Genomic DNA, 9,626 nt, shown 5'->3' on the forward strand with positions numbered 1-9,626 from the left:
AGCGCCGGTTCACCGAGCCGGTCGCGGCCGGGCCGACGCCGGCGCCACCGGTACGGACCGCCGGCGCCGAGGGACACGACGGGCCGATGGCCACTGCGCGTCAGCGGCGGGCCGTGGCCCTCGTCGGGAGCGGGCGCCAGCGGGCGGCGACGTCGCGCATGACCAGGACGCTGTCCAGGGTTGCGGTGCCAGGCGGGAAACGGTCCGGGTCGTCGAAGAAGGACGACCGCGCGGATCGGACCCGCCCGGCCTCCACCTGCCACGCGTCCGTGTCCAGTTCCATGGCGTCGAGACGGCGGCCTGAAGCCGTCGGGGACAGGCCTCTGGCCCCGGCACGGAAGAAGTCCGATGCCTCCTGGAGATCGGTGAAGAGTTCACTGCCGCGCAGTTCGTCGGTGACCTCGGCCGTGACGTCGACCCGAACCTCGCCGTCCCGGGTGGCGAGAGCGACCCGTACCTCGTCGGGCGTCTCGTGCACCGTGAAGTCGGCGCGGCCGTACTCACCGGGGAAAATGCGCCCGCCCGCCCAGGAGTTGAGCCGTGAGTCGGTGTCGCGGCGTGTGATGTAGACGCCGGTCTCGACGCCGTCCGGGCCGTCCCACTCGACGGAGATGCGGTGCGCGGCGTTCTCGCTGCGCAGACCCACCGGTGGGGGCGCCCACGTGGGGCGGGCGGAGCCCAGGCGCAGGAGGCAGATGCCGGCGACGGCGTGGCCGCGTACCAACTGGGGCCGCAGTTCGGCGGGCAGCAGACGGGCGGCGGTGTCCGGGGCGACCCGGTAGTTCACCAGGAGGCGCCGCTCGATGACGCTGGAGAGTCGGGGCTGGATCACGATGTGCCGCCTTCCTCTTGCGTGGCGGACCGCCACTTGGTGTGGCGCAGGACGATCTGCTCGGGGCAGACGGAGCTCAGGAACCGTCCGATGCTGGTCGCCAGCCGGTCCTCGGCCAGCGAGTAGAGGATGCGGTTGCCGTCACGGCGCTCGGTGACCAGGCCGGCGCCCTTCAGTACACCGAGGTGGCGGGAGATGGACGGTGCGCTGATCGCGAACCGGGCCGCGATCTCCCCGGCCGCCAGTTCGCCGCCTCGGAGGTCCTCCAGGATCTGGCGCCTGGTCGGATCGGCGAGGGCGCGGAAGGCGCTCGCCTCGTCATCGGTCGTTGCCATGTCAGATGTTTAGCACATGAGCTAATTAGCAAACAAGCTAAGTGTGTGGGCATGGGGGAGCCCCCGCGAGTCACGTCCTCGCGGGGGCTCCCCGTTCATCCGCCTGCCGGGTGAAGGCTGAGAAGACGATCACGAGGCAGGACGTCCGTGCGCCCGGGTCAGGGGGCGAGCAGCAGAACGTCGGCGCGCTCCTTGGCGGCCGCATACCGCTTCGCCACGTCCTGCCAGTTGACGACGCGCCACATCGCCTCGATGAAGTCGACCTTCTGGTTCTTGTACTGGAGGTAGAAGGCGTGCTCCCAGGCGTCGAAGACCAGGATCGGGACCGAGCCCTGGCCCACGTTGCCCTGGTGGTCGTAGACCTGCTCGACGATCAGCCTGCCGCTGACCGGCTCGTACGCGAGCACCCCCCAGCCGGAACCCTGCGTGGTGGCCGCGGCTTTCGTCAGCTGGGACTTGAAGCCCGTGTACGAACCGAAGGAGTCGGTGATCGCGGCCGCGAGGTCGCCGACACCGTCCGCCGCGAGGGGCTCGCCGCCGCCGTCGCCGCTCATGTTGTGCCAGTAGATCGAGTGCAGGATGTGGCCGGAAAGGTGAAACGCAAGGTTCTTCTGCAGGCCGTTGACGGCGCCCCAGGCCTCCTTGTCACGTGCTTCTTCCAGCTGCTCCAGCGTGTCGTTGGCGCCCTTGACGTAAGCGGCGTGGTGCTCGTCGTGGTGGAGCTCGATGATCTGCGGGTTGATGACCGGTTCGAGCGCCGCGTAGTCGTACGGGAGTTCCGGGAGTGTGTACGTGGCCATGGGGCGAACCCTCCAACTGCCGTTCTATTGTTATTGCAACCTATACGCAAGAGCAGGCTAACGGCAGGAAGGGCGAGAACGTGATCAGCCCTTCGGCCCAGGGCCGCAGGCAGTCCCGCGCGCTCTCGTCACCGGCCTTCCGCTCGGCGGACACATGGCCGAATCGGGGAGGTCCTGCGCCCGGATCCGGCGCGCACCACCCGTCACACCGAGCTGTACCTCAAGCTGGGGGACGAACTGGAACGGCGGGGCCGGCTGCCCGGGGCGCTCGCCGCCCACGCCCGGGCCCGAACGGAGAGCCGATGACCACCTTCCCCACGACCCTGCTGCTCGTCCGGCACGGACAGACCGTCTGGCATGCCGAGAACCGCTACGCCGGAGTCAGCGACGTCGCACTCACCGACGAGGGCCGCCGCCAGGCCGAGCAGCTGGCGCGCTGGGCGGTCCGGCATCCCGTCGACGCGATCTGGACGTCGACGGTCTCCCGCGCCATCGAGACGGCCGAACCCGCTTGCCGGGCGCTCGGCCTCGTACCCGGGCGCGAACACGATCTGCGCGAGTGCGACTTCGGGGCGATGGAGGGGTGCACCCTCGCCGAGTTCGCCGCCGAGGACCCGACCTGGGCCGAGGCGTATGTCGCCGACCCGGTGACCCATCCCTTCCCCGGGGCCGAGGACCCGCGCACGGCGGCGGCCCGGGGGACGGCGGCGCTGCGCCGGATCGCGCACTTCCATCCTGGACAGCGGGTGCTGGTCGTCGCCCACAACACGCTGCTGCGGCTGGTGCTGTGCGAACTGCTGTCGATCCCGCTCGGCGCCTACCGCCGGGTCCTTCCGCACTTGCGCAACGCGGCGGTGAGCGAGGTGCAGCTGGGGGACGAGGGCGGCGCACTGCTCTCCCTCAACGTGCCGTGCGCCCCCGACGTCAGTCCTTGACGGTCGCGACCCGTCGCTGGCGTACGACACCGATGACGGCCAGTACGACGGTCAGCGCGCCGGTCGCCAGCAGCTGGTCACGCGTGCCGGGCTGGCGGAGCATCAGCAGGAAGATGCCGGTCATGGCCGCCAGCGCCAGCAGCGTCCCCACCGGGAACAGCCACATCCGCACGACGAGCTTCTCGGGGGCCTCGCGCTCCAGCCGACGGCGCAGGAGCAGCTGCGACACCGCGATGAAGATCCAGACGACCAGGATCACCGCGCCGATCATGTTGAGCAGCCAGGGGAAGACATCGTCCGGCCGCCAGTAGCTCAGCAGCACGCACAGGAAGCCGAAGACGGACGAGATGAGCACCGTGGTGCGCGGCACGCCGGAGGTGACCCGGCCGAGCCGCTTCGGGCCCTGGCCGCGGGCGACCAGCGAGCAGGCCATCCGCGAAGCTCCGTAGATGCTCGCGTTCATCGCGGAGAGCAGAGCGATCAGGATGACCACATTCATGATCTCTGCGGCGCCGCTGATGCCCAGGTGGTCGAGGGTCGCGTAGAACGGGCCGACCGTCGCGACCTTCGGGTCGTCCCACGGCACGAGGGTGACGATGATCGCGGCAACCTTCAGCGAGGCGAACCAGAACTCGAACTCGAACTCGAACTCGAACTCGCCGAAGTTCTTCACGGCGGCCAGGTTCGTGCCGAGGAAGACCGCCATGAACAACGCCACCCGGTGAACACCTGGGTACGCACCCTGTGCACCTATCCGGCGACGGATCCACCAGGTCCGGCCCGGAGCCGGTCCCGCAGCTCCCGCGCCCCCGCGACGAGCAGCACCAGACCCGTCGCCCCCGCCGACCACAGCACCTGCGGGCGCGCCGCGTCATCGGTCAGCATCAGCACGAGTACGGCCACGAGCGCGGCCAGCGTCACCCAGGTCAGCCACGGAAAGCACCACATCCGCAGGGCCAGCGCCTCGGGTGCCTCGCGCTCGAGACGGCGCCGCAGCCGCAGCTGCGACGCGGCGATCAGGCCCCAGACGAACAGCAGCACCGCGCCGACCGAGTTGAGCAGATAGAGGAAGACGGAGTCGGGCCACCTGAGATTGAGCAGTACGGAGACGAAGCCGAAGGCGACCGAGGCGAGGACCGCCCGCCGCGGCACCCCGCCCCCGCCACCGCTCCCCGACACCTTGAGCAGCCCGCGCGGCCCCTCACCGCGCTCGGCCAGCGAGAAGACCATCCGGGACGCGCCGTAGAGATTGGCGTTCAGCGCGGAGAGCAGTGCCACGAACACCACGATGCTCATGATCTGCCCGGCCGACGGCACCCCGATCGCGTCGAGGACCTTGACGTACGGGCTCAGTCCGGCCTGCTGTGCGGTCCACGGCAGCACCGTGACGATCACCAGCATGGATCCGACGTAGAAGAAGAGGATCCGCACGACCGCACTGCGCACCGCGCGTCCCACCGCGCGCGCCGGGTTGTCGGTCTCGGCCGCCGCGATCGTCACGACCTCCAGGCCGCCGAATGCGAAGACGACGGTCAGTACACCGGAGACGACGCCGCCCCAGCCGTTCGGCAGGAAGCCGCCCTGCCCGGTGAGATGGGACAGCCCGACCGGATCGGTGTCCGGGAGCAGACCGAACACGGCGAGCACCCCGAGCACCAGGAAGATCACGATCGCGGCGACCTTGAGCGCGGCGAACCAGAACTCGAACTCGCCGAAGTTCTTCACCGCGGTCAGATTGGCGACGGTGAACACCACCATGAAGGCCAGCACCCACGCCCACTGGTCCACGGCCGGTACCCAGCCGTGGGCGATCTGTGCGGCGGCGGTCGCCTCCACGGCGAGGACCACCACCAGCAGGAACCAGTAGAGCCAGCCCACGCTGAACCCGGCCCAGCGGCCGAGCGCCCGCTCGGCATGGACGGAGAAGGCACCGGAGGCGGGCATCGCGGCCGACATCTCGCCGAGCATGCGCATCACCAGCATCGCGAGCGCGCCCGCGATCAGATACGACACGACGATGGCCGGCCCGGCGACGGCGATCCCGGCACCCGAACCGACGAAGAGCCCGGCGCCGATCACCCCGCCCAGGCCGAGCATGGTCAGATGGCGCTGCTTCAGCCCGTGCGAGAGCGGTTCCTGCTGCGTGGGGGGAGGGGCGCCGTGCATGGGTGCGGGTCACTCTCGGATAATTTATGGGGAACCTACAGTCTCACGCTGTGAGACCCGGTCCGTCGGGCGGCCCCCTCCAGGCCCTCACCTCAGTGACGAGCATCACGCCGTCACGTGATTGCGTACCGGCCTTTGTGTGAACCCCACCAATCCGCCAACCGCCGCTTTGTGGGTGGCTGATGGTGATCGAGCGTTAACCCGTGGGCTAACGTCGGCCTCAGTCTGTCCCCACCTGCCCTCACCACCGCGGAGTCCCGATGAGCACTGCTGCCGCCCCCGTCCGTACCGGAGCGGTCCTCGCCGACCTGCTGCCCGCCGTCAGGCACCGCTACGCCGTCGACACGGCCCTGGTCGTCGGCGGCGCCGCGCTCACCGGCATCGCCGCGCAGATAGTCGTCCAGGTCCCCGGCTCCCCGGTCCCCGTCACCGGCCAGACCTTTGCCGCGCTCCTCGTCGGCACCGCGCTCGGCGCCCGCCGCGGCTTCCTCTCCCTCGCCGTGTACGCGCTCGTCGGCATGGCGGGCATGCCGTGGTTCGCCGGCGGCAGCTCCGGTGCGGGCGGCGCCTCGTTCGGTTACGTCCTCGGCATGCTCCTCGCCGCCACCGTGGTCGGCGGTCTCGCCCGCCGCGGCGGCGACCGCTCCGTGTTGCGCACCGCCGGCACCATGGTGCTCGGCTCCGCGATCATCTACGCGGTCGGTGTCCCGTACCTGGCGCTGTCCACCGGCATGTCGGCGAGCGCCGCGATCGCGGCCGGCCTGGTGCCGTTCCTGCTCGGTGACGCGCTGAAGGCGGCGCTGGCGATGGGCGCGCTGCCCGCCGCCTGGAAGCTCGTCGGCCGCCGCGGCTGACGGAGGCTCACGCGTCTCACGCGTTCTCGTAAACCGTTCCGAAGAGGCTCGCCGGGTCGTACTGCGACACCAGACCGGCGAGCCTCTTCCGTGTCCGCTCGTCATGGAGTGCTTCGGTACGGTCCTTGCCGCCGACCGAGAAGTTCAGCGGCCGGCCCGCGGGCAGTGGCTCCAGGACCCCGGACACCTGCGCGTACAGCGCCCGTACCGCCGCCATGTCCGTGCCCGGTGGCCTGCACGGCGACGGGCAGCCCGCGCCCGGCGGCGTACACGACGGCGGCCCGGACCGCGTCGGCATGGGTGACGCCGACGATCGGTCCGGGCCGGAGCGTGAAACCGGTCTGGAACCCGGCCAGTTCCTCCGCATATCCGGGGTCGCCGGGGCGGAAGGTGATCTGGGCAGGCAACGGGTCGTTCAGGGGGAGGCTCTCCGTTCGCCCGGTGACATCTGCGGCAGGAGAGAGCCTCCCCGGTATACCTGACAGCGGCCGTCAGGTAAGGACGGGCTCGATCAGGCGTCGGCGGACGTGTCCGCCGTGACCGCGGCCGCTCCCGCCTTGCGCTGACGGACCTCACGCACCAGCGAGATCGCCACCACGACTGCCGCGACGAGCAGCGAGAGCAGCACCTGCTCACGGCCGCTGTCGTCGGTCAGCATGTAGACCAGCACGAACGAGATCATCGCGATGGTCGCCCAGGTCAGATACGGGAAGAGCCACATCCGCACGACCAGCTTCTCCGGCGCCTCGCGCAGGATGATGCCGCGCATCCGCAGCTGGGTGAAGCAGATGACCAGCCAGACGAACAGGGCGACGGCACCGGAAGAGTTCAGCAGGAACTGGAAGACGGTGTCCGGCCACTGGTAGTTGAAGAACACGGCGACGAAGCCGAAGACGACGGAGGACAGGATGGCCGCCCGCGGCACGCCCCGCTTGTTCGTCCGGGCGAACGCCTTCGGCGCGTCACCGCGTTCGCCGAGCGAGAACGCCATCCGCGAGGCCGTGTAGAGGCCGGAGTTGAGGCAGGACAGCACGGCCGTCAGCACGATCACGTCCATCACCTGGCCGGCGTGCGGAATGCCGATCGAGTTCAGTGCGGCGACGTAGCTGCCGTCCTTGAGGATCGACGCGTCGTTCCACGGGAGCAGCGTCAGCACGATGAAGATCGAGCCCAGGTAGAAGACGGCGATCCGCCAGATCACGCTGTTGGTGGCCTTCTGGACGGCGCGCTGCGGGTTCTCCGACTCGCCGGCGGCCAGCGTCACGATCTCGCTGCCCATGAACGAGAAGACGACCATGAGCACACCGGTGAGGATGGCGCCCGGACCGTGGGGGAAGAACCCGCCGCTGTCGGTGAGATGCGCGAGCCCCGAACCCGGGTTGTCCGAACCGGGCAGCAGTCCGAAGACGGCGAGCAGCCCGACGACCACGAACGCGGCGATCGCCACGACCTTGATCCCGGCGAACCAGAACTCGAACTCCCCGTACGAACTGACCGAGACCAGGTTCGTCGCGGTGAGCACCACCATGACGATCAGCGCCCACGCCCACTGCGGGACGCCCGGCACCCAGCCCTCCAGGATCTTGGCACCCGCCGTGGCTTCGACGGCGAGCACCACGACCCAGAAGAACCAGTACAGCCAGCCGATCGAGAAGCCGGCCCAGCGGCCGAGGGCCTGGTCGGCGTAGGCGGAGAAGGAGCCCGAGCTGGGCCGGGCCGCGGCCATCTCGCCGAGCATCCGCATCACGAAGACGACCATGAGGCCGACCAGCGCGTACGACAGCAGAATGGCCGGTCCCGCGGCGGCGATACCGGCGCCGGAGCCCACGAAGAGGCCCGCGCCGATCACCCCGCCGATGGCGATCATCGAGAGGTGACGGTTCTTGAGACCGGCCTGGAGCCCGTCCGAGGAGCCCGGCTTGTCCGCCCGGCCCGGCTCACCGGGCTGGTGGCCCGGCCCTGCCAGGGTCGTCTGCGTCATGGATCGAATCCTTACGTTCTGGATCACTCGGTTCCGTGGCTGCGCCGTCGCAGGGTGGTGGGGCGGCGAGTTCCAGGCATTGAAGCCCGCGGAATCCGGAAGCGGAACCTCCTCTTCCGGATCGTTGTCCGGATCGTTGCCCGTGTGGAATGGCGCACACACTCTCCGCACATGGGCTCCGCACGGGACCGGCCCGGAGGGTCCCGACCCCGATGACGGCTACCCCGCGATCCGCATGCCACACTCGACGCATGCGCGTGTACCTCGGCTCAGACCATGCCGGCTTCGAACTCAAGAACCACCTCGTCGAGTGGCTCACGGCCCAAGGCCACGAAGCCGTCGACTGTGGCCCCCACATCTATGACGCCCAGGACGACTACCCGCCGTTCTGCCTGCGCGCCGCCGAGAAGACGGCCGCGGACGAGGGCAGCCTCGGCATCGTGATCGGTGGGTCCGGCAACGGCGAGCAGATGGCCGCAAACAAGGTGAAGGGCGTACGCGCCGCACTCGCCTGGAGCGAGCAGACCGCCGCGCTCGGCCGCGAGCACAACAACGCCAACGTGGTGGCCATCGGTGGCCGCATGCACACGGTGGAGGAGTCGACGAAGTTCGTCGAGATCTTCCTCGCCACGCCGTACTCGGGTGAGGAGCGTCACACCCGCCGGATCGCGATGCTGACGGCGTACGAGACGACGGGCGAGCTTCCCCCGATCCCGGCCCACCACCCGCAGCAGGGCTGACCTTCCCACTCCCCGTGCCGCCGGCCTGCCCGGCGGCACAGCCATTTCTCCGTATCCCCCGTCACCGAGGAGAGCCGCCGCCGTGCCCGAGGGACACACGATCCACCGCCTGGCCGCGGACCACCGCGACCGGTTCGCGGGCGGGCCCGTGCGGGTCAGCAGCCCGCAGGGCAGGTTCTCGGACAGCGCGGCGCTTCTCGACGGCCGTGGGTTCACCGGCGTCGACGCGCACGGCAAGCACCTGTTCCTCGGCTTCGAGGACGCCGGGTGGATCCACATCCACCTCGGCCTGTTCGGCAAGCTCCACTTCGGTACGACACCGGCTCCGCCGCCCACGGACACCGTCCGCCTGCGCCTGGCCAACGACGACCACCACGCGGACCTGCGCGGCCCGACCACCTGCGCCCTCATCACGGAACCCGAGAAGCGTGCGATACACGACCGGCTCGGCCCGGACCCGCTGCGGACCGATGAGGACGGCGAACGTGCCTGGCGGCGGATCTCGCGCAGCCGCATCACGGTGGCCGCGCTGCTGATGGACCAGAAGGTCATCGCGGGCGTCGGCAATGTGTACAGGGCAGAGGTCCTGTTCCGGCACGGCGTCGACCCGTACCGCCAGGGCAAGGACCTCACCCGTCCGGAGTGGGACGCGATCTGGGCGGACCTGGTGACGCTGATGCGCGAGGGCGTACGGAACAACCGGATCGACACGGTGCGTCCGGAGCACCTGCCGGAGGCGATGGGGCGGGCGCCGCGGGTGGACGACCACGGGGGCGAGGTGTACGTGTACCGGCGGGCTCGGCAGGGGTGCCACATCTGCGGCACGGAGATCCGCACGGCGGACCTGGCGGCCCGCAACCTCTTCTGGTGCCCGACCTGCCAGCGCGCCTAGTAGGGCTTTGTTAGGTACCCCAAGTGCTCCTCGTCGGATAGATTGTGATCTTCTTTCAGGTGTGACTCCTGAGGAGATGGAAGAGGTCCGT

General features: G+C 69.8%; 9 protein-coding genes and 2 pseudogenes. 4 read left to right on the plus strand and 7 right to left on the minus strand.

What is annotated here, in order from left to right; all coding sequences use genetic code 11:
- Nucleotides 1-100: 100 nt before the first annotated feature.
- The 3 genes from ABZV38_RS24170 to ABZV38_RS24180 form a co-directional block, all read right to left on the minus strand.
- Nucleotides 101-832, minus strand: a complete 732-nt coding sequence (locus ABZV38_RS24170; protein ID WP_356330116.1) for a DUF2071 domain-containing protein — start codon at nucleotides 830-832, stop codon at nucleotides 101-103.
- Nucleotides 829-1,167 (minus strand): metalloregulator ArsR/SmtB family transcription factor, encoded by a 339-nt coding sequence (locus ABZV38_RS24175; protein ID WP_030970052.1) that lies wholly within the window; start codon nucleotides 1,165-1,167, stop codon nucleotides 829-831. The genes ABZV38_RS24170 and ABZV38_RS24175 overlap by 4 nt, the downstream gene beginning before the upstream one ends.
- Before the next feature lie 158 nt (nucleotides 1,168-1,325).
- Nucleotides 1,326-1,967: a superoxide dismutase gene (locus tag ABZV38_RS24180; protein ID WP_356330118.1), complete on the minus strand. Its 642-nt coding sequence runs from the start codon at nucleotides 1,965-1,967 to the stop codon at nucleotides 1,326-1,328.
- 302 nt (nucleotides 1,968-2,269) lie between these two features.
- Here ABZV38_RS24180 and ABZV38_RS24185 point away from each other — a divergent pair, with 302 nt between their 5' ends.
- Nucleotides 2,270-2,902: a histidine phosphatase family protein gene (locus ABZV38_RS24185; RefSeq protein ID WP_356330119.1), complete on the plus strand. Its 633-nt coding sequence runs from the start codon at nucleotides 2,270-2,272 to the stop codon at nucleotides 2,900-2,902.
- On the opposite strand, the pseudogene ABZV38_RS24190 reads toward ABZV38_RS24185, so the two are convergent.
- Together ABZV38_RS24190 and ABZV38_RS24195 are read right to left on the minus strand one after the other, a co-directional pair.
- Nucleotides 2,892-3,620 (minus strand): annotated as a pseudogene (locus tag ABZV38_RS24190) (amino acid permease); the annotation flags it as partial. The gene ABZV38_RS24185 and the pseudogene ABZV38_RS24190 overlap by 11 nt on opposite strands.
- Nucleotides 3,621-3,652: 32 nt before the next feature.
- Nucleotides 3,653-5,068: an amino acid permease gene (locus ABZV38_RS24195; RefSeq protein WP_356330121.1), complete on the minus strand. Its 1,416-nt coding sequence runs from the start codon at nucleotides 5,066-5,068 to the stop codon at nucleotides 3,653-3,655.
- 260 nt (nucleotides 5,069-5,328) lie between these two features.
- Between ABZV38_RS24195 and ABZV38_RS24200 the strand changes: the two genes are divergently transcribed.
- The gene (locus ABZV38_RS24200) at nucleotides 5,329-5,922 is read left to right on the plus strand and encodes a biotin transporter BioY (protein ID WP_356330123.1); all 594 of its coding nucleotides are present in this window, start codon (nucleotides 5,329-5,331) and stop codon (nucleotides 5,920-5,922) included.
- A gap of 16 nt (nucleotides 5,923-5,938) precedes the next feature.
- Here ABZV38_RS24200 and ABZV38_RS24205 read toward each other — a convergent pair.
- Nucleotides 5,939-6,148, minus strand: a pseudogene (locus ABZV38_RS24205) (FAD-binding protein); the annotation flags it as partial.
- A gap of 285 nt (nucleotides 6,149-6,433) precedes the next feature.
- Nucleotides 6,434-7,903, minus strand: coding sequence for an amino acid permease (locus tag ABZV38_RS24210; RefSeq protein WP_356330125.1), 1,470 nt, complete (start codon nucleotides 7,901-7,903; stop codon nucleotides 6,434-6,436).
- A 251-nt stretch (nucleotides 7,904-8,154) separates the two neighbouring features.
- Here ABZV38_RS24210 and ABZV38_RS24215 point away from each other — a divergent pair, with 251 nt between their 5' ends.
- Together ABZV38_RS24215 and ABZV38_RS24220 are read left to right on the plus strand one after the other, a co-directional pair.
- Nucleotides 8,155-8,643, plus strand: a complete 489-nt coding sequence (locus ABZV38_RS24215) for a ribose-5-phosphate isomerase (RefSeq protein WP_356330126.1) — start codon at nucleotides 8,155-8,157, stop codon at nucleotides 8,641-8,643.
- 82 nt (nucleotides 8,644-8,725) lie between these two features.
- A complete protein-coding gene (locus ABZV38_RS24220; RefSeq protein WP_356330128.1) occupies nucleotides 8,726-9,535 on the plus strand; it encodes a DNA-formamidopyrimidine glycosylase family protein in 810 nt (269 codons plus the stop codon).
- The last annotated feature ends 91 nt before the right edge of the window (nucleotides 9,536-9,626 follow it).

It is taken from the genome of Streptomyces sp. NPDC005181, from assembly GCF_040608395.1.
Taxonomy (GTDB): Bacteria; Actinomycetota; Actinomycetes; order Streptomycetales; family Streptomycetaceae; genus Streptomyces.

Bases quoted from the DNA above. Each gene is read 5' to 3' on its own strand.
- ABZV38_RS24175 (WP_030970052.1), bottom strand. From the start codon at position 1,167: ATGGCAACGACCGATGACGAGGCGAGCGCCTTCCGCGCCCTCGCCGAT.
- ABZV38_RS24180 (WP_356330118.1), bottom strand. From the start codon at position 1,967: ATGGCCACGTACACACTCCCGGAACTCCCGTACGACTACGCGGCGCTC.
- ABZV38_RS24185 (WP_356330119.1), top strand. From the start codon at position 2,270: ATGACCACCTTCCCCACGACCCTGCTGCTCGTCCGGCACGGACAGACC.
- ABZV38_RS24195 (WP_356330121.1), bottom strand. From the start codon at position 5,068: ATGCACGGCGCCCCTCCCCCCACGCAGCAGGAACCGCTCTCGCACGGG.
- ABZV38_RS24200 (WP_356330123.1), top strand. From the start codon at position 5,329: ATGAGCACTGCTGCCGCCCCCGTCCGTACCGGAGCGGTCCTCGCCGAC.
- ABZV38_RS24210 (WP_356330125.1), bottom strand. From the start codon at position 7,903: ATGACGCAGACGACCCTGGCAGGGCCGGGCCACCAGCCCGGTGAGCCG.
- ABZV38_RS24215 (WP_356330126.1), top strand. From the start codon at position 8,155: ATGCGCGTGTACCTCGGCTCAGACCATGCCGGCTTCGAACTCAAGAAC.